Source organism: Chitinasiproducens palmae (assembly GCF_900095735.1).
Lineage (GTDB): Bacteria > Pseudomonadota > Gammaproteobacteria > Burkholderiales > Burkholderiaceae > Chitinasiproducens > Chitinasiproducens palmae.
Genome location: NZ_FNLO01000015.1, coordinates 1 through 18428 on the forward strand (window position 1 = coordinate 1; position 18428 = coordinate 18428).

Here is an 18428-nt window from a genome sequence, read left to right on the forward strand (position 1 = left end):
CTTGCCGAGGATCACCAGCTCAGGGGCTTCCTTCTCGACCACCGCCTTGATCAGCTTGGCCACGGCCAGCGGCTGCAGCTCCGCGCTGGTCTCGACCAGCAGCGCGCGGTCCGCGCCGATCGCCAGCGCCGTGCGCAGCGTCTCCTGGCACTGCGTCACGCCACACGACACGGCCACCACCTCGGTGGCCACGCCGGCCTCGCGCAGGCGTACCGCCTCCTCGATGGCGATCTCGTCGAACGGGTTCATCGACATCTTCACGTTGGCCAGGTCCACGCCCGACTCGTCCGCCTTCACGCGAACCTTCACGTTGTAGTCCACCACGCGCTTCACGGGTACCAGCACTTTCATTCCACGCTCCAGTCCTGAAAACAGTGTCAGCCTTCGATTATAAAGTGCGACGCGCGCCTTCCCCGGCAATCACTACAAAGCATGCGTGTTCTTCACCCGCCGCAACCCGGAATTTATAGCACGATCGTGCTATTAAAGGCGAATCGCTTTGTGCTTGCACCAAGAAAAAAGCCCTGGCGCGGGCCAGGGCTTGCGGCTGCGCGGCTTGCGCCACGCGCGTTCGGCTTACCAGGAGGCCGAGACGGCGCCCTGATACTTGCTGGTGATGAATTGCTTCACTTCCGGCGAATGATAGGCCTTGACCAGCTGAGCCACCCACGGCTTGTCCTTGTCGGCGGCGCGCACGGCGATCACGTTGCTGTAGGGACCGGTCGGCGGCTCGATCGCGATCGAATCCTTCTTCGGCGACAGCCCGGCTTCCATCGCGAAATTCGTGTTGATCGCGGCGGCATCGACGTCGTCAAGCGAGCGCGGGATCTGCGCCGCGTCCAGTTCGACGAACTTCAGCTTCTTCGGGTTGTCGATCACGTCGATCGGCGTGGCCTTCAGGCCGGCATCGGCGCGCAGCTTGATCAGCCCCTGCTTCTGCAGCAACAGCAAGGCGCGACCGCCATTGGTCGGATCGTTCGGCAGCGCAATGCGCGCGCCGTTCTTCAGTTCGGCAAGCGACTTGATCTTCTTCGAGTAGATGCCCATCGGAAAATTCACCGTCTGGGCCACGCTGACCAGCTTGTAGCCGCGATCGCGCACCTGCGCATCCAGATACGGCTGGTGCTGGTAGCTGTTCGCGTCCAGATCGCCGCTGGCAAGTGCCGCGTTCGGCTGCACGTAGTCGGCGAATTCGACGATCTTGATATTCAGGCCATCCTTGGCGGCGACCTTCTTCACTTCTTCCATCACCTGCGCGTGCGGACCGCCGGTGACGCCGACCTTGATCGTCTGGTCCGCCTGCGCGGCACCGGCGAACAGCGCCGCCGCGCCGAAGGCGGCCGCGAACTTGAGAGCGAAACGTCGTTGCATCTTTTTTCCTTTTGGGTTTGCTACAGCGTGGTCAGCGGTGGCTGAGTTTGCGCACGATCAGGTCGCCGAGCGACTGAACGAGCTGGACGAAAACGATGAGCACGACGACGACCGCCAGCATGACTTCGGGCAGGAAGCGCTGATAGCCGTAGCGGATGCCGAGGTCGCCGAGACCGCCGCCGCCGATCGCGCCCGCCATCGCCGAATAGCCGACGAGGCTCACGAAGGTGATCGTCAGACCGGCGATGATGCCGGGCAATGCCTCGGGCAGCAGGATCTTCCAGACGATCTGCCCGGTCGTGGCCCCCATCGCCTGTGCGGCCTCGATCAGACCGCGATCGACTTCGCGCAGCGCCGTCTCGACCAGCCGGGCGACGAACGGGGCCGCGGCGATGGTCAGCGGCACGATCGCGGCCGTGGTGCCGATCGACGATCCGACCACCAGCCGCGTGAACGGGATGACCGCGACCAGCAGGATGATGAACGGCACCGAGCGCACCGCGTTGACGACCAGGCCGAGCGAACGATACACCGCGCCGTTCGGCAACACGCCATTCCGGTCGGTCAGATGCAGCACGATGCCCAGCGGCACGCCGATGACCGCGCCGAGCACGCCCGACACGCCGACCATCAGCAGGGTCTCGCCGAACGACGAGACGAACAGGTCCAGCATCTCACTCAACATGCGAAATCTCCTCGACGATCACGCCCTTGCCGCGCAGGAAATCGATCGCCTCGCCCACCTGCCGCGCGTCGCCGCTGGCCAGCACGGCGAGCGAACCGAACGCTTGCCCCTGAATTTCGTCGACCTGACCATGCAGGATGCTGATCTCGAGCGCATACCGCCGGATCGTCTCCGACAGCACTGGATCGCCGACCCCGGCGCCGGTGAAGGCCAGACGCAGCAGGTGGTCGCGGCCGGCGACCAGCCGCTCGGCGATGCGCGCCTTCAGGGCGGGCGGCAATTCGCTGGCGATCACGTCGCCGATCATCGCGCGGGTGACTTCGTGGTGAGGGCGCAGGAATACGTCGATCACCCGGCCGCTCTCGACCACGCGGCCGGTTTCGAGCACGGCGACGCGGTCGCAGATCTGCTTGATCACTTCCATCTGGTGAGTGATCAGCACAATGGTCACGCCGAGCTCGCGATTGATCTGGCGCAACAGCTCCAGGATCGACCGGGTGGTTTCCGGATCGAGCGCGGACGTCGCCTCGTCGGACAGCAATACCTTGGGCCGGTTGGCCAGCGCGCGCGCGATGCCGACCCGCTGCTTCTGACCGCCGCTGATCTGCGCCGGGTAGCGGTCGCGCTGGGCCGCGAGACCGACCAGATCGAGCAACGGCGCGACCGTCGCCTCGATTTCGCTGCGGCTCTTGCCGGCAAGCTCCAGCGGCAACGCCACGTTCTCGTACACGGTGCGCGACGACAGCAGGTTGAAGTGCTGGAAGATCATGCCGATGTCGCGCCGTGCCTCGCGCAACGCTGCCGCGTTCAGGCGCGTGAGGTCGCGCCCGGCCACGACGACCGTGCCCTCGCTGGGACGGGTCAGCAGGTTCAGCGTACGCACCAGCGTGCTCTTGCCGGCGCCGCTGCGACCGATGATGCCGAAGATTTCCCCGCTGCCGATCGACAGATTGATGTCGCGCAGCGCCTCCACCAGTCCACGCGGACCCGGGAAGCGCTGGCTTACGTGCTTTATTTCTATCATGTTGGACGCGAGCGGGCCGCCGCACAGGGGCGTCGGCCCGCTCAGCCGATTGAGCCGAGGCGAGATTCTACCCCGTCGCGCTCGCCCGGCTCAGACATGTTTCTGCTCGTCTTATAACGCTTTGCTATGTGACGCAAGCCGGACAGACCCGGCCGTCGCACGACGTCAGGCCGGCGTCAGACCTGCGCCAGTTCGCGCAGGTGCGCGACCACCGAGCGCCCCAGCGCCGAGAGGTTGTAGCCGCCTTCCAGGCAGCTCACGATGCGCCCGTTCGCGTGGCGGGCGGCGATCGCCATGATCCGCGCGGTCAGCCATGCGTAGTCGGCCTCGCGCAGGGCGAGATTGCCCATGTCGTCCTCGATGTGCGCATCGAAGCCCGCGGAGATCAGCACCAACTCTGGCGCGAACGCGTCGAGCCGCGGCAGCCAGGTACGCGACGCAATGTCCCGCATCTGCGCGCCGTCGGTGCGCGCCGGCAGCGGCGTGTTCGCCATGTTCGCGCCGAGCGGCGGATCGCCGGAGAACGGGTAGAAAGGATGCTGGAACAGGCCACACATCAGCACGCGCGGTTCGTTCGCGAACGCCATCTCCGTGCCGTTGCCGTGGTGCACGTCGAAGTCGACGATCGCCACGCGGCTCAGGCCGTGCACGTCCAGCGCATGACGCGCCGCCAGCGCGACATTGTTGAAGAAGCAGAAGCCCATCGCGCGGTCCGGCTCGGCGTGATGGCCCGGCGGACGCACGCTGCAGAACGCATTGTCGTATTCGCCGGCCAACACCGCGTCGGTGGCGGCCACGGCTGCGCCGGCCGCACGCAGCGCCGCCTGCCACGTGAACGGATTCAGGCGCGTGTCGCTGTCGAGATCGACATAGCCATGCTCGGGCCGCCGGTGGCGCAGTTCATCGATATAGGCCGGCAAGTGCACGCGCGCAAGCTCGCCCTCGTCGATCATCGGCGCATCGACGCGCTCGAGCACCATGTCGATGCGGCTTGCAATGAGTTGATCGTCGATCGCCTGCAGGCGCGCCGGGCACTCTGGGTGCCAGTCGCCCATCTCGTGACGCTGACAGTCGGCGTGGGTGTAGAAAGCGGTGGACATGTGGTCGGCTCGTCCGGCCGATCGGCAGCCGATGCGCCGTTGCACACCGGCTGCCTCGCCGCGCGCAACGGTCGCCTCGCCGTCGGCGGATCGGCCCGTCTTTTCGCGATAAGGTAACACACGGGCGTCGGTTATACTGGGGCAACGATGTTCTTCCCAATCGACCATGACAGTGACGCAGAGCCAGACGCCAGGCCAGCGGGTACGTCGGGGAGCGGCACTTTCCCTGATCGCCCTTGCCACGCTGCTTTTGTCCAACGGCGCGGCCGCGCAGGGACAACCTGAAACACCGACCGAAAGCGGGACGGTTTTCGAAGAAGAGATCGTGCCGCAGCGTTATGCGGACAGCGCCGCCGTCAATCAGTTCATCGACATGATGGTCGCGCGCTACGACTTCAACCGGGACCAGTTGCGCGCGCTGTTCCGCCAAGCCAGCTATTCGGCGACGGCGGTCAAGCTGATCACGCCCGCCGCTTCGCCGTCGGTCAAGAACTGGCAGAAGTACCGCAGCCGCTTCCTCGACGCAGTACGCATCAACAACGGCGTGAATTTCTGGCGCAGCAACCGCGCGGCGCTCGACCGCGCCGCCGAGACGTATGGCGTGCCGCCCGAGTATATCGTCGCGATCATCGGCGTCGAGACCGTCTACGGCCGGTTCATGGGTAATTTCCGCGTGCTCGATGTGCTGACCACGCTGTCCTTCGATTATCCGAACACGCGCAACCGCGACGATCGGCAGACGATGTTCCGCAAGAACCTCGAGGACTTCCTGGTCTGGACGCGTTCGTCGAATATCGACCCGTTGAGTGTGCTGGGCTCCTACGCGGGCGCGATTGGCATCCCACAGTTCATGCCTACCAGCATCATCCAGTACGCGGTGGACTTCGACGGTTCGCAGTCGATCGACCTGCGCGCCAGCGCGTCCGATGCGATCGGCAGCGTCGGCAACTACCTGAACAAGAACGGTTGGGAACGCGGTCGGCCGGTCGTCTGGCAGATCCGCGGCGACGCCGGCAGCCAGGGCATCGCGCAGGCTGCCGCCGACGGCGCGCCGGAACCGCGCTGGTCGCTCGATCAACTGCTGCGCGCCGGCCTGCTGCTCAACGAGCCGGGGCTGGATCTGCAGACCGAGCGCGGCACGCCGTTGACGGTCGTCGATCTGCCGACGCCCGGCATGCCGACGCAGTACGCATTGGGTCTGCGCAACTTCTACGTGATTACGCGCTACAACCGCAGCTTCTTCTATGCGATGTCGGTGCATGAACTTGCGCAGCGCATCCGACTGCGGATGAAGGCGTCCGGCGAGATCGTCAACTGAGGCTGGCGGTGCGCCCGCGTGCAGCCGGCCCCTGACGACGCGCTTTTGCAGTTCTGCCCGTCAGCGTTGTTCGGCGCTCGGGGCGCGGGGCTTCGGGGCTTCGGCAATCCGCGGCTCCGGAAAGCACAGCCGCGGCACGTGCAGTCGGCGCGACGTGCGCCCTGCCATCGGACCATCCGAACTGCCACGCTACTTGCCACGATGCCGACCGTTGACCGGCATTGGCAATTGCCGCCGCGCATCCCGATCACCCCAGCCTTTACGATGCGCTTCTGTTGCTAGGCATGGAAGACGCGCGGATCACGCAGCCGAGCATGCTTGTCGCCGTCCAAATCGAGCACGACGCGGCAGCCGACGCGCAGCGAACACAGCGCAAGGCGCCAACACTTCGGGCTCGACAGGCATGTCCAAGCAGGCAAACGGCCGCTGCGATGATCGATGCATGGCTGACTGCACCGTTGCCTGCAATTGCGGACTGCGAGAGCGGACTGCGAGAGCGGACCGTGAGAGCTGAGTGCAAGAACCGACTGCCGCAGCGGATCGCAGCCACCCGACGGACGGGCCAAGCCCGGGGCAGGACTGATCGCGGTTGGGTCGCCAGCGTGGAATTGCCCCCTTATAGAAGAAGGTCTGCCAGGCCGCCGTCCGAGTGCGCAGCCGGCTTGTCCGTGGCTGCCCTTACGTGCTCTCACGTGCCCTTGTGGGGCTATGTGTGCCCTCATGAGCCCGGCAAGTGCCAGCCGTGTGCCGGCCTCGCGGGGCAAGGGCCGCATGAGCGGCGAGCGGGTCTCGCCGCGCCACCCCGCTACGTCCCCGCTACGTCCCCGCTAATGCGCCCCGCTGATCCGTAGCGGCCGGCGATCGATCCTTTGCAGCGCTGCTTGCCGCGCAACAGCTCGCGGCGACGCCCCTGCTTCATGGCGGGTCAGCGCAGGCCAATACATTCCTGGGCGGGTCCAGCGCCCCCCCTTTGCCATCGCAGCACGTATGCGGCCCATGGGACGAATACGGCGCATGGGACAAGTACGGCGCATGCGGCGCAGACGGCGCATCTTTCCGGCACCGGGCACGGCCGGCCCAGACACCCTGTCGCTGCGCATCGTACCCGGCAATCAGGTGGTACAGGAAATGCAGTCGAAGCCGCCGACCAGCGCCCGGCAACCACGGCAGCGCGGACGAGTCAGGCGAAAACTTGAGCGAAGATTCAGGCGGGAAGTCGGGCCTGAACTTGGGCCTGAACTTGGGCCTGAACTTGGGCCTGAACTTGGGCCTGAACTTGGGCCTGAACTTGGGCCTGAACTCGGGCTTAAAGTCAGGTGGGAGCTCAGGCGGGAAAGACGCCGGTCGACAGGTAGCGGTCGCCGCGGTCGCAAACGATGAAGACGATCGTCGCGTTTTCCACTTCGCGCGCGATGCGCAACGCGACATCGCATGCCCCGCCGGACGACACGCCCGCGAAGATACCTTCGCGCCGCGCCAGTTCCCGCGTCCGCTCTTCGGCCACGGCTTGCGACACGGACTCGACACGATCGATGCGCGAGCGGTCGAAGATCTTCGGCAGATAGGCTTCCGGCCACTTACGAATGCCTGGAATCCGCGACCCCTCCTCGGGCTGCGCGCCGACGATTTGGATCGCCGGATTGCGTTCCTTCAGGTACTGCGAGGTGCCCATGATCGTGCCGGTGGTGCCCATCGACGACACGAAGTGCGTAATCTCGCCGTTCGTGTCGTCCCATAGCTCGGGACCGGTCGATTCGTAGTGCGCACGGGGATTGTCGGGATTCGCGAACTGATCGAGGATCACGCCCTTGCCGTCGCGTTGCATCTGCTCGGCGAGGTCGCGTGCGCATTCCATGCCGCCCTTTACCGGGGTCAGGATGATCTCCGCGCCATAGGCACCCATGCTCTGCCGCCGCTCGACCGACAGGTCCTCGGGCATGATCAGCACCATCCGATAGCCGCGCAGCGCAGCGGCCATCGCCAATGCAATGCCGGTATTGCCGCTGGTGGCTTCGATCAGCGTATCGCCGGGCTTGATGGTGCCGCGCGCTTCCGCGTGGCGGATCATCGACAGCGCCGGTCGATCCTTCACCGAACCGGCCGGGTTGTTGCCTTCCAGCTTCGCGAGGACGACATTGTTACGCTGCCGGATCGACTCGTCCACGAGCCGCACCAGCCGGACGAGCGGCGTCTTGCCGATCGTGTCTTCGATAGTCTGATAGTTCATCTTGAGCCGTCCAACGAATGTCGCGTCGATTGTAGCCGAAGCAGCGGATACGGTCGGACGCCCGGAAGCGACGCAACCGCGCGCGGCCCAGCCCACCGCGCCGGTGAAGTCGTGCATAGGCAAGCGGCGAAACCTGGCCCCGGCGGACCGCCGCAAGCCGTCGCAGGCCGTCGCAGGCCGTCGCAGGCCACCATAAGCCGTCGCAAACGGCAGCAGATCGTCGCCAGCGACGCAGACCGCGTCGGGCCGCCGAGACACGCCTGGCCCGGCGGCAGCGGTGCACGCTTCGCAGCGCATGCGGCATGCCCGCGCTCGCCGGTGACATGCGTCCACGCTGCGTGCCGGCGTCGCAGTTGGCAAGCTCGACGCGCCGCGACGTGACGCGCCGCGACCCGACCCGACCCGACCCGACCCGACACGACGACAGGCGACGCGAATGGGTCTGCGGCGCGCCGTCGATCGGGCCGCGTCATCGCTCAACTCCTGGGTTTTCCCTGCGCGGCAGGTGGTTTGGCAGTCGGCGCCCGCGCGCCCTTGCCCGGCGCGGGTGCCCCGCCGAACGTCATCCCCTGCTCGACGAGTTTGCCGACCGACCGCGTGCTGAGCCCCTTCACGCGGTCGGCCAGGTCGGCGGCATCCTTATACGCGCCGTGCGCGTCGCGTTCGCTGACGATCGCTTGCGCCTTCGCCGCGCCCAGACCCTTCATCGTTTCCAACGCGGCCTTGTCGGCGGTGTTGACGTCCAGCGCCACCGCATGCGCGGCGAAGAGGAGCGCGCCCAGGAAGGCACAGGTTTGTTTGAACATGGCAATCTCCCAAGTGGCGCGGTCCTGGAATGGACCGCACTGCCTGCCATCCTAGGGAGAAAGCCGCCGCGCTTACACCTGGCCGGTCAGCCAGTTCACATAGCGCGAGACGCCTTGCTCGACGGTCAGGAAGGGGGCGTCGTAGCCTGCCGACCGCAGGGCGCCGATATCGGCCTGCGTGAAGCACTGGTACTTGCCGCGCAACGCGTCGGGGAAAGGAATGTATTCGATCTTGCCGCTGGCAACGAGTGCCTCCAGCGTGGCGGGCGCCGCACCGGTCTCGATCGCGTTCAGCGTGTTGACGACCGTGCGGGCGATGTCGTTGAACGGCTGCGCCGCGCCGGTGCCCAGGTTGAAGATTCCCGACCGATCCGGATGGTCGAAGAAGAACAGATTGACCTTGACGACGTCCTCGACGGACACGAAGTCGCGAGTCTGGGCGCCGGCCGCATAGCCGTTGTACTCCCCGAACAGCTTGACCCGGCCCTCTTCGCGAAACTGGTTGAAGTTGTGGAAGGCGACCGACGCCATGCGGCCCTTGTGCTGCTCGCGAGGGCCATACACGTTGAAATAGCGAAAGCCGGCGATTTGGCTGTTGGCGCGCGGCAGCGCGCGGCGAACGACCTGATCGAACAGGAACTTCGAGTAGCCATAGACGTTCAATGGCCGCTCCAGCTCGCGGCTTTCGACGAAACGGTCGGAGCCGCCATACACCGCCGCCGACGAGGCATACAGGAACGGAATCCGCTCGCGCAGACAAACGTCCAGCATCGAACGCGAATAGCGGAAGTTGTTCTCCATCATGTAGCGGCCGTTGTGCTCCATCGTGTCGGAGCATGCGCCTTCGTGGAACACGGCGCGCACCGGGCCGAAATCGCCTCGCGCGAAGCGTTCGACGAACTCGCTCTTGTCGAGAAAATCGGCGATCTCGCCGTCGACCAGGTTGACGAACTTGTCGGCGCGCGTCAGGTTGTCGACCGCGATGATGTCATGCTCGCCGCGCTCATTGAGCGCCTTGACGATGTTGCTGCCGACGAAGCCGGCGGCGCCGGTAACGATGATGGTCATGAGAGGTCTCGGGTTCGCCGCGCGCCCGCCGGAGCGGCGTCGCAGCGGACGCAGTAGAAAATTGGGACGGCAGCGCGGCCGCGCGGCCACGCGACACGCCGTTCGTGCCCCGTCGCTGGCGTGGCTTCCCATTGCAACGACGATCCAGCGGCCACGGCAACAATGCAGCGATAGTGCAGCGGCAATGCAGCGACGACGCAGCCAGGCCACGGCCTTATCGAGACTGCCGTGGCGACATCGCCTTACGGATGCCGCCCGACCGATACCGTGTCACTGCGGGCCGTCCGTGGTCACGACAGCGCCGGAAAACGATTCGCGCACGGCACCGGCGGCCGGTCCGGCTCGCACGCCCGCTTCGCGACGCCTCGGGCCAACGCGTCGACCGGCCGTCGGTCGGACGTTGACCGAAACACCTGTCAGCGCGCCGGCGTCCAGGCCCCGAACAATTCGTCGAAGTCGACTGTCGCGGTGCCCAGCTTGGCCACCACGATGCCGGCCGCGCGATTGGCATGATATACCGAGTCGAGCCGCGGCAAGCCCGCTGCCAGCAGGGTGGCGACGGTCGCGATGACGGTATCGCCGGCGCCGGAGACGTCGAATACCTCGCGCGCCTCGGCCGGCGCGGAGTGCGAACCGGCGGCGTCGAACAACGTCATGCCTTCCTCGGAACGAGTCAGCAGGATCGCATCGAGCTCCAGCGAAGCCCGCAAGGCTCCGACGCGCTCGATCAGCTCGGCCTCGGATTGCCATCGTCCGATCACCTGCTGCAATTCGGCACGATTCGGCGTCAGCATGGTCGCGCCGCGATACCGCGCCCAGTCCTCGCCCTTCGGGTCGACCAGCACCGGCACACCGGCGGCGCGCGCCTGCTCGATCAAGGTCTCGGCATGCGTCAGCACGCCCTTCGCATAATCCGACAACAGCACCACGTCGTGGCTGCCGAGCAGGTCACGGTAGGCACGCAGGCAAGCCTGCAAGACGTCACCCTGCGGCCTGCTCTCGAAATCGACGCGCAGCAGCTGTTGCTGACGGGCCAGTACGCGCAGTTTGACCGTCGTCTCGAGCGATGCGTCACGCTGCAGGTGCGCGTCGACGCGCCCTTCCTTCAGGAGCGCGAGCAGACACGCGGCGGGCTCGTCGTCGCCCACCGCGCCGAGCAGACTGGCGCGCCCGCCGAGCGCCACGATGTTGCGCGCGACGTTGGCCGCGCCGCCCAGCCGCGCTTCACTGCGCACGACACGCGCGACCGGCACCGGCGCTTCCGGAGAAATGCGCTCGACATCGCCGAACCAGTAGCGATCGAGCATCACATCGCCCACCACCAGCACCCGCGCACGCGCGAGGTCGGCGCGCGCGACCGTGTCCGCCGGCGGCGGCATCGGATGGTCAAGCGTCGACATGCGTGCGTCCTATCGTGAAGTAGTCGAATCCTTCGCGTGCCAGCACCGCCGGGTCGTAGAGATTGCGTCCGTCGAAGATCACCGGCCGGCGCAGCCGCTCCTTCAGGTCGGCGGCGTCCAGGCTCTTGAACGCCTTCCATTCGGTCAGCACGACCAGCGCGTCGGCACCGTCGGCCGCCGCCTCGCGGCTGTCGCAGAAGTCCAACCGCGCCGATTCCTCCTGAGTCAGATCCAGCGCGAACACGCGGCGAGCCTCGTCCACCGCAACGGGGTCGAACGCGCGCACGCGGGCGCCGCGCTGCAGGAGCGCGCGCACCAGCACCCGGCTGGGCGCCTCGCGCATGTCGTCCGTCTCCGGCTTGAAGGCCAGGCCCCACACGGCGAAACTGAGGTCGTCGAGGCGCTCGCCGAAATGGGCGGTGATTTTCTGCGCGAGAACCTGCTTCTGCGCATCGTTGACGGCCTCGACCGCGCGCAGGATCTGCAGCCGGTGTCCGTGCTCGTCGCCGGTGCGCACCAGCGCCTGCACGTCCTTCGGGAAGCAGGAGCCCCCGTAGCCGCAACCGGCATACAGGAAGCTGTAGCCGATGCGCGGATCGGAACCGATGCCGCGCCGCACGGCCTCGATATCGGCGCCGACGCGCTCGGCGAGGTTGGCCAGCTCGTTCATGAACGAGATACGCGTGGCCAGCATCGCATTCGCCGCGTACTTGGTGAACTCCGCCGAACGGACGTCCATCAGCATCGTGCGCTCGTGGTTGCGGTTGAACGGGCTGTACAACTGTTTCATCAGCGCCAGCGCCCGCCGCCCGTTCGCGTCATCGTCGCAGCCGAGCACGATGCGGTCGGGCCGCATGAAGTCCTCGACCGCCGCGCCCTCCTTCAGGAATTCCGGATTCGAGACGACCGAGAACGGCACGTCGGCGCCCCGTGCGCGCAGTTCGGCGGCGATCGCGTCGCGCACCCGCGCGGCGGTGCCGACCGGCACGGTGGACTTGTCGACGACCACCTTGAAGTCGCTCATCGTGCGGCCGATGTTGCGGGCGGCCGCGAGCACGTATTGCAGGTCGGCCGAGCCGTCCTCGTCCGGCGGCGTGCCGACGGCGATGAACTGGATGTCGCCGTGCGCGACCGCCGCTTCGATATCGGTCGTGAAACGAATTCGTCCGGCGTGGCGGTTGCGCGCGATGACGCCCTCGAGACCGGGCTCGTGAATCGGTACGCCGCCGGCTTCGAGAATGGCAATCTTGCGGGCATCGACGTCGAGACACAGCACGTCGTTACCGATTTCGGCCAGGCAGGCGCCGGTGACGAGACCGACGTAGCCCGTGCCGATGATGGTGATCTTCATGGAGCGGTTGACCTAGGAATTCAGCTGGAACTGCCCAGCACTTCGGTACGGCGCGGCGCGTAGCTTTCCCACGCGCCGCAGCCCGGGCATTGCCAGTAGAAAAGGCGGGCGCGGAAGCCGCAGTTCTGGCAGACGTATCGCGGCAGGTTCTTGGTGCGCTGGCGGATCAGCGTCTGCATCAGCTCGAGTTCGCCGCGCCGCGCCGGCTCGGCGGCCGCGATCTGCCCTTCGAGCAGACGCGTCAAACCGGCAAGCGTCGGGGTCTTGCGCATCTGGGCCAGCGCCAGCGCATGTGCCTCGTCGACGCCGCGATGTTCGGCGACGTGCTTGTACACCACGTCGAGCAGATCGTTGGACGGGTGTGCGTCCAGATAGGCGATCAGTTGATCGACGCCTTCGCCGGCCCGGCCCTCGGCCGCATAGGCCTGCAACAGGCGATCCGCGACCAGCGGCAGGTAGACCGGATTCTGGCGCTCGATGCGCGACCAATTCGCGATCGCGCCGACCGGATTGCCGGCCGCAAGCTCCACGTCGCCGAGCTGGATCGTCGCGCGCGCGTTGTTCGCATTGATTTCCAGCGCCTGGTTGAGGTTCGCGCGGGCCGACGAGCGATCGTTGCGCTGCATTGCGTCGGCCGCCAGTTCGCAATGGAACTGCGCGATTTCGCGACGCAGCGAAGGCGCGCCGAGCGCTTCGAGCTGACGCGCGGTTTCGATCGCCTGCTTCCAGTCGCGTTCGGTCTGGAAAATCGTCAGCAGCGCGCGCAGGCCATCGGCCTTGTAAAGCCCGTCACCCAGAGAACGCAGCGCGTGTTCGGCGCGGTCGAGAAGCCCCGCTTTCAAGAAGTCCTGACCAAGCTCGTAGAGCGCGTGATCGCGCTCGGCCGTCGGCAGGTCAGCCCGGCTGAGCAGGTTCTGGTGCACGCGGATCGCCCGTTCGGTCTCGCCGCGGCGTCGAAACAGGTTGCCAAGCGCGAAATGCAGCTCGGTGGTCTCGGGGTCGAGCTTGACGACCTCGATGAACGCGTCGATCGCCTTGTCGGGTTGTTCGTTGAGCAGAAAGTTGAGCCCGCGGAAGTACGAGCGCGGCAGGTTCGACGCGTCGCTCAGCAGGTTCTTTAGATCGAAACGGGCGGCCACCCAGCCGAGACCGAAGACGATCGGAATGGCCAGCAGCCACCAGAAATCGAGATCCATAGGAGGAGACGGCGGAAGGCCGACTTACATGATCGGGGGAATCGGCGGCGGCTCGACAGCCACCGTATCGCGTGCGCGCAACTCGCGACGCAGCCGGGCGGACTCGCGGCGCAGCCGCAACACCGCGGGCACGGCCGCCAGCAGACCGGCCACCATGCCGACCACGAAGAAGGCCAGGGCGATCAGTATCAGCGGCGCATGCCAGACGTAGTCGGCGAACACGTGCAGTTCGGCTGGCTGGGTGTTGGCCAGCGCCAGCACCAGCAGCACGATGAAGATGATGATCCTGAGCAACCAGACGACGAACTTCATGCGGATGGCCGAGATGGGGGCGGGAACCGGTCGCGGGCCGCCGCGCATGCGACGCCAGCACCGGCGTGCCCGTATTGTAATGGAAGGCCGTGGCGACGACGAAGCACGACGGCTTCGCGCGGCACCGCCCAGTCGTGCCCGGTCGTACAAATGAAAACGCCCGTGGGTGTCCACGGGCGTTGCACGGCGGCTGGCGGCCGGCCGGACCGTGACGACGCATCGCAGCGCGAGGCATCGATCGTGGCGGCCCAGCCAGGCCGGTCAATCGGGCTCGTTGACGATTGCCGTCGCCGATTCAGCGCTTTTGTCGACGCGCTCGCGCAGTTCCTTGCCGGGCTTGAAGTGCGGCACGAATTTCTCCGGCACCAACACTTTCTCGCCCGACTTCGGATTGCGTCCGACACGCGACGGCCGCCGGTTCAGCGAAAAACTGCCGAAACCTCGGATCTCGATGCGGTGCCCGTTGGCCAGGGCCCGGGACATCGCATCGAGCATCGTCTTGACCGCGCAATCCGCATCCTTGACCACCAGTTGCGGAAAGCGCTCGGCCAGTTGGATGACCAGCTCGGATTTCGTCATACCCGGCAGCCTGGCTTACTGGCTCTGGCCGTCCAGCTTGGCCTTGAGCAGGGCGCCGAGGTTGGTCGTGCCGCTCGAAGCGGACGACGGTTCGGCCTGGAACTTCTGCATCGCGGTCTGCTGTTCGACGTTGTCCTTGGCCTTGATCGACAGCTGGATGTTGCGGGCCTTGCGATCGACCATCGTCACGAGCGCCGTCACTTCCGCGCCTTCCTTCAGCACGTTGCGGGCGTCCTCGACGCGATCCTGCGAGATTTCCGATGCGCGCAGGTAGCCTTCGACGTCGTCGTTCAGCGCGATGACCGCACCCTTCGGATCGACGGTCTTGACCGTGCCACGCACCACCGAACCCTTGTCGTTCAGCGCCACGAAGTTGTTGAACGGATCGCCTTCAAGCTGCTTGATGCCCAGCGAGATGCGTTCCTTGTCCACGTCGATGCCGAGCACGACTGCCTCGACTTCATCGCCCTTCTTGTACTTGACCACGGCTTGCTCGCCCGGCTCGTTCCACGACAGGTCGGACAGGTGGACCAGGCCGTCGATGTTGCCCGGCAGGCCGATGAACAGGCCGAAGTCGGTGATCGACTTGACCACGCCGCTGATGCGGTCGCCCTTGGCGTGGTTCTGCGCGAAGTCTTCCCAAGGATTCGGCACGCACTGCTTCATGCCGAGGCTGATACGGCGACGGTCTTCGTCGATGTTCAGCACCATCACTTCGACTTCCTGGCCAACGTGCACGACCTTGTTCGGCGCGACGTTCTTGTTGGTCCAGTCCATTTCCGAGACGTGCACCAGGCCCTCGATGCCGTCTTCGATCTCGACGAACGCGCCGTAGTCGGTCAGGTTCGTGACCTTGCCGAACTGGCGGGTGCCGGCCGGGTAGCGGCGAGCGATGTCGACCCACGGATCTTCGCCGAGCTGCTTCATACCCAGCGAGACGCGGTTGCGTTCCCGGTCGATGCGCAGCACCTTGACGCGGATGTCGTCGCCGACATTGGTCATGTCGGACGGGTGACGCACGCGGCCGAAGGCCATGTCGGTGATGTGCAGCAGACCGTCGATGCCGCCGAGGTCGACGAACGCGCCGTAGTCGGTCAGACTCTTCACGACGCCGTCGACCACATCGCCTTCCTTCAGCGTGGCGAGCAGCTTTTCGCGCTCTTCGCCTTGCGACTCTTCAAGCGCCGCACGGCGCGACAGCACGACGTTGTTGCGCTTCGGGTCGAGCTTGATGACCTGGAAGCGATCGGACTTGCCTTCGAGCGCCGACGTGTCCTTGACCGGACGCACGTCGACCAGCGAACCCGGCAGGAACGCGCGGATGCCGTTGACCATGACGGTCAGGCCGCCCTTGACCTTGCCGGTGATCGTGCCCTGGACGAACTCGCGGTTCTCCAGCGCCTTTTCCAGCATGCTCCACGAGGCGAGACGCTTGGCCTTGTCGCGCGACAGGATGGTGTCGCCGTAGCCGTTTTCGAGCGCGTCGATCGCCACCGGAACGAAGTCGCCAGGGCTGGCTTCCAGTTCACCCTGGTCGTTCAGGAATTCCTCGCGAGGAATGTACGCGTACGACTTCAGTCCAGCATTCAGAATGACGAACTTCGGATCGATCCCGACGACTTCCGCCGAGATGACTTCGCCCGTGCGCATGTCCTGCTGCTTCAGCGACTCTTCGAACAGCGCCGCGAACGATTCATTGCCGGACTGGGTGGACTGGGAGATTTGTTGATCGGACATAAAAGGTAAATGCGGGCTGTGGCGGATGTCGCACGGTGCCGGCCTTCGGATGGCCGGCGCGTCTTCATCTCGCGCTGAGCGCGCGGGTTGGGGGTTGAACGAAACGGGCGTTGACGCCCGGTTACAACAGTGTTGCTACAGCGAATACCAATGCAACTGCAGAGCGAATACCAAAACCGCCGGTACCGGAGCGCCGGCATCGACCCGTCCAAACGACGCGTCGCTGCCGATGAACCGCTACCGAACCGAATGCGCAGTGTCGCGGCGGCGCTACACCAGCCCCGCGTCGCGGCACCAGCCGAGCACTGACTCGACCGCCTGATCGACCATCATTTCGGACGTGTCGAGCCGGTGAGCGCCTTGCGGCGCGACCAGTGGTGCCGCGGCGCGCGCCGTGTCACGGGCGTCGCGCTCTCTGAGCGCTTCGGAAAGGTCTTGGATATTAGCAGAAAACCCTTTTTCCTTCAATTGCTTATACCGGCGCGCCGCGCGAGCCTCGACGCTCGCGGTCAGGAACACCTTGACCGGGGCGTCCGGGAAGATCACGGAGCCCATGTCGCGGCCATCCGCAACCAGGCCGGGCGCGCGCCGAAAGCCATGCTGGCGCGCCACCAGCGCGTCGCGGACCGGCTGATGCACGGCGATCGCGGACGCGAAGAGGCCGATCGCCTCCTCCCGGATGGCCCGGGAGACGTCCTCGCCGCCCATTTCGATGGTGTCGTCGCCGAAGCGCACGTCCAGCCCCGCGGCAAGCGACGCGAGCGCGTCGACCGCGTCGCTGGGCACGCCCGCACGGGTCGCGGACAGCGCGGTGAGCCGGTACAGCGCGCCGCTGTCGAGCAGGTGATAGCCAAGCGTGGCGGCCACGCGCGCGGCGACGGTGCCCTTGCCGGACGCGGTCGGACCGTCGAGCGTGACGACCGGAATGGATACGGAATGGGCGTTCATCGGACGATCTCCGCGAAGTGGTCGAAATAGTCGGGGAAGGTCTTGGCGACGCAACGCGGGTCGTTGATCGTCACCGGCACGTTGCCAAGCGATGCCAGGGAGAAGCACATCGCGACGCGATGGTCGTCGTAGGTGTCGACGGCCACGCCAGGCGTCAGCGCCGCGGGCGGCGTCACGGCCAGCCAATCCTCGCCCTCCTCCACCGCCGCGCCGAACTTGCGCAGTTCGGTGGCGAGGGCGGCGATGCGGTCGGTCTCCTTCACCCGCCAGCTGCCGATGTTGCGCAGGCAGGTCCGGCCTTGCGCGAACAGCGCCACCACCGCCAGCGTCATCGCCGCGTCCGGGATCAGGTTGCAGTCCAGGTCGATGGCCCGCAGCCGGCCGTCGGACGGCGCGCTGACCTCGATCGCATCCGCGTCGATCCGGCACTGCGCACCCATCGCAAGCAGCGCGTCGGCGAAGCGGACATCGCCCTGCACGCTGGCACGTCCGACGCCGCTCACGCGCACCGGTCCGCCGCCGATGGCGCCGGCCGCCAGGAAATAGGAAGCGGACGAGGCATCGCCCTCGACCAGCACGCGGCCCGGCGAACGATAGCGCACGGCCGGCACGTCGAAGCGCTGCCAGCCGTCGCGTTGCACGGCGACGCCGAAGCGCTGCATCAGATCGAGCGTGATCTCGACATACGGCTTCGAGATCAGCTCGCCTTCGACGACGATCGCAAGACCGGTTTCGCCTGCCGCGGCGAGTGCATTGGGCAGCGCGAGCAGCAGCGCGGTGAGGAACTGGCTCGACACGTCGCCTCGCACCGAGACGCTGGCCGGGCGATTCGCGGCGCGCGCGCCGATGGTCAGCGGCGGATAGCCGTCGTTGCCGCGATAGTCGATGCGCGCGCCCAGTTGTCGCAACGTGTCGACCAGATCGCCGATCGGGCGCTCGTGCATGCGGGCGACCCCGTCGATCCGGTATTCCCCGTCGGCCAGCGCGAGCGCGGCCGTCAACGGCCGCACGGCGGTGCCGGCGTTGCCGACGAACAGGTCCGCCCGCTTGGTGGCGAAGCTGCCGCCACCGCCCGTCACCACGTGGCGGTTGCCGTCGCGTCGCCAGTCGATACCCAGCTTGCGCAACGCGTCGAGCATGACCGCCGTGTCGTCCGACTCGAGCAGATTGTCGATCTCGGTGACACCGTCAGCCAGCGCCGCAAGCAACAGCACGCGGTTGGAAATGCTCTTTGAACCGGGCAAGGCGACAAGGCCAGCGGCCCGCTGCGCGGCAGGGAGATGAAGCTGTTCCATGGTGAAATGTA

Annotated in this window: 17 protein-coding genes; 1 reads left to right on the plus strand and 16 read right to left on the minus strand. The window is 66.3% G+C overall.

The window, feature by feature from the left end:
• The 5 genes from BLU54_RS20405 to BLU54_RS20425 form a co-directional block, all read right to left on the minus strand.
• Positions 1-351: electron transfer flavoprotein subunit beta/FixA family protein (locus tag BLU54_RS20405; RefSeq protein ID WP_407919446.1), on the minus strand; the 351-nt coding region annotated here is incomplete at its 3' end.
• A 225-nt stretch (positions 352-576) separates the two neighbouring features.
• Positions 577-1371: a MetQ/NlpA family ABC transporter substrate-binding protein gene (locus BLU54_RS20410; RefSeq protein WP_091912494.1), complete on the minus strand. Its 795-nt coding sequence runs from the start codon at positions 1369-1371 to the stop codon at positions 577-579.
• 31 nt (positions 1372-1402) lie between these two features.
• A complete protein-coding gene (locus BLU54_RS20415) occupies positions 1403-2056 on the minus strand; it encodes a methionine ABC transporter permease (protein WP_091912496.1) in 654 nt (217 codons plus the stop codon).
• Entirely contained in the window at positions 2046-3080 is a 1035-nt protein-coding gene (locus BLU54_RS20420) for a methionine ABC transporter ATP-binding protein (protein ID WP_091912498.1), read from the minus strand. Before BLU54_RS20420 ends, BLU54_RS20415 begins: the two co-directional genes overlap by 11 nt.
• 176 nt (positions 3081-3256) lie before the next feature.
• A complete protein-coding gene (locus BLU54_RS20425) occupies positions 3257-4180 on the minus strand; it encodes a histone deacetylase family protein (RefSeq protein ID WP_091912712.1) in 924 nt (307 codons plus the stop codon).
• 166 nt (positions 4181-4346) lie between these two features.
• Here BLU54_RS20425 and mltB point away from each other — a divergent pair, with 166 nt between their 5' ends.
• Entirely contained in the window at positions 4347-5498 is a 1152-nt protein-coding gene (mltB, locus tag BLU54_RS20430) for a lytic murein transglycosylase B (RefSeq protein ID WP_091912500.1), read from the plus strand.
• Positions 5499-6822: 1324 nt separating this feature from the next.
• Here the strand turns inward: mltB and cysM are convergent.
• From cysM to aroA, 11 genes are all read right to left on the minus strand, one after another.
• Positions 6823-7725 carry a cysteine synthase CysM gene (cysM, locus tag BLU54_RS20435; RefSeq protein ID WP_091912714.1) on the minus strand — a complete coding sequence of 301 codons (903 nt, stop codon included), beginning with the start codon at positions 7723-7725 and terminating at the stop codon, positions 6823-6825.
• Between the two features lie 476 nt (positions 7726-8201).
• Entirely contained in the window at positions 8202-8531 is a 330-nt protein-coding gene (locus tag BLU54_RS20440; protein WP_091912502.1) for a ComEA family DNA-binding protein, read from the minus strand.
• Positions 8532-8603: 72 nt separating this feature from the next.
• A complete protein-coding gene (gene rfaD, locus BLU54_RS20445) occupies positions 8604-9599 on the minus strand; it encodes an ADP-glyceromanno-heptose 6-epimerase (protein WP_091912504.1) in 996 nt (331 codons plus the stop codon).
• Between the two features lie 416 nt (positions 9600-10015).
• Complete coding sequence (rfaE1, locus tag BLU54_RS20450; RefSeq protein WP_091912506.1) at positions 10016-10999, minus strand: D-glycero-beta-D-manno-heptose-7-phosphate kinase; 984 nt, start codon at positions 10997-10999, stop codon at positions 10016-10018.
• Positions 10986-12350 (minus strand): UDP-glucose dehydrogenase family protein, encoded by a 1365-nt coding sequence (locus BLU54_RS20455; protein ID WP_091912508.1) that lies wholly within the window; start codon positions 12348-12350, stop codon positions 10986-10988. The genes rfaE1 and BLU54_RS20455 overlap by 14 nt, the downstream gene beginning before the upstream one ends.
• Before the next feature lie 20 nt (positions 12351-12370).
• Positions 12371-13546, minus strand: coding sequence for a lipopolysaccharide assembly protein LapB (lapB, locus tag BLU54_RS20460; protein ID WP_091912510.1), 1176 nt, complete (start codon positions 13544-13546; stop codon positions 12371-12373).
• Between the two features lie 24 nt (positions 13547-13570).
• Positions 13571-13858 carry a LapA family protein gene (locus BLU54_RS20465; protein ID WP_091912717.1) on the minus strand — a complete coding sequence of 96 codons (288 nt, stop codon included), beginning with the start codon at positions 13856-13858 and terminating at the stop codon, positions 13571-13573.
• A gap of 261 nt (positions 13859-14119) precedes the next feature.
• Positions 14120-14437, minus strand: coding sequence for an integration host factor subunit beta (locus BLU54_RS20470; RefSeq protein WP_091912512.1), 318 nt, complete (start codon positions 14435-14437; stop codon positions 14120-14122).
• 15 nt (positions 14438-14452) lie between these two features.
• Positions 14453-16174: a 30S ribosomal protein S1 gene (rpsA, locus tag BLU54_RS20475; RefSeq protein ID WP_091912513.1), complete on the minus strand. Its 1722-nt coding sequence runs from the start codon at positions 16172-16174 to the stop codon at positions 14453-14455.
• Positions 16175-16444: 270 nt separating this feature from the next.
• Positions 16445-17122: a (d)CMP kinase gene (cmk, locus tag BLU54_RS20480; RefSeq protein WP_091912515.1), complete on the minus strand. Its 678-nt coding sequence runs from the start codon at positions 17120-17122 to the stop codon at positions 16445-16447.
• On the minus strand, positions 17119-18417 hold the full coding sequence (aroA, locus tag BLU54_RS20485; RefSeq protein ID WP_091912517.1) for a 3-phosphoshikimate 1-carboxyvinyltransferase: 1299 nt from the start codon (positions 18415-18417) through the stop codon (positions 17119-17121). Before aroA ends, cmk begins: the two co-directional genes overlap by 4 nt.
• Positions 18418-18428: the final 11 nt, after the last annotated feature.

Excerpts from the sequence above, each read along its gene's own strand:
- rpsA (WP_091912513.1), bottom strand. The coding sequence starts at position 16,174 with ATGTCCGATCAACAAATCTCCCAGTCCACCCAGTCCGGCAATGAATCG.
- BLU54_RS20415 (WP_091912496.1), bottom strand. The coding sequence starts at position 2,056 with ATGTTGAGTGAGATGCTGGACCTGTTCGTCTCGTCGTTCGGCGAGACC.
- BLU54_RS20425 (WP_091912712.1), bottom strand. The coding sequence starts at position 4,180 with ATGTCCACCGCTTTCTACACCCACGCCGACTGTCAGCGTCACGAGATG.
- rfaE1 (WP_091912506.1), bottom strand. The coding sequence starts at position 10,999 with ATGTCGACGCTTGACCATCCGATGCCGCCGCCGGCGGACACGGTCGCG.
- cysM (WP_091912714.1), bottom strand. The coding sequence starts at position 7,725 with ATGAACTATCAGACTATCGAAGACACGATCGGCAAGACGCCGCTCGTC.
- BLU54_RS20440 (WP_091912502.1), bottom strand. The coding sequence starts at position 8,531 with ATGTTCAAACAAACCTGTGCCTTCCTGGGCGCGCTCCTCTTCGCCGCG.
- mltB (WP_091912500.1), top strand. The coding sequence starts at position 4,347 with ATGACAGTGACGCAGAGCCAGACGCCAGGCCAGCGGGTACGTCGGGGA.
- aroA (WP_091912517.1), bottom strand. The coding sequence starts at position 18,417 with ATGGAACAGCTTCATCTCCCTGCCGCGCAGCGGGCCGCTGGCCTTGTC.
- rfaD (WP_091912504.1), bottom strand. The coding sequence starts at position 9,599 with ATGACCATCATCGTTACCGGCGCCGCCGGCTTCGTCGGCAGCAACATC.
- BLU54_RS20420 (WP_091912498.1), bottom strand. The coding sequence starts at position 3,080 with ATGATAGAAATAAAGCACGTAAGCCAGCGCTTCCCGGGTCCGCGTGGA.
- BLU54_RS20455 (WP_091912508.1), bottom strand. The coding sequence starts at position 12,350 with ATGAAGATCACCATCATCGGCACGGGCTACGTCGGTCTCGTCACCGGC.
- lapB (WP_091912510.1), bottom strand. The coding sequence starts at position 13,546 with ATGGATCTCGATTTCTGGTGGCTGCTGGCCATTCCGATCGTCTTCGGT.
- cmk (WP_091912515.1), bottom strand. The coding sequence starts at position 17,122 with ATGAACGCCCATTCCGTATCCATTCCGGTCGTCACGCTCGACGGTCCG.
- BLU54_RS20470 (WP_091912512.1), bottom strand. The coding sequence starts at position 14,437 with ATGACGAAATCCGAGCTGGTCATCCAACTGGCCGAGCGCTTTCCGCAA.
- BLU54_RS20465 (WP_091912717.1), bottom strand. The coding sequence starts at position 13,858 with ATGAAGTTCGTCGTCTGGTTGCTCAGGATCATCATCTTCATCGTGCTG.
- BLU54_RS20410 (WP_091912494.1), bottom strand. The coding sequence starts at position 1,371 with ATGCAACGACGTTTCGCTCTCAAGTTCGCGGCCGCCTTCGGCGCGGCG.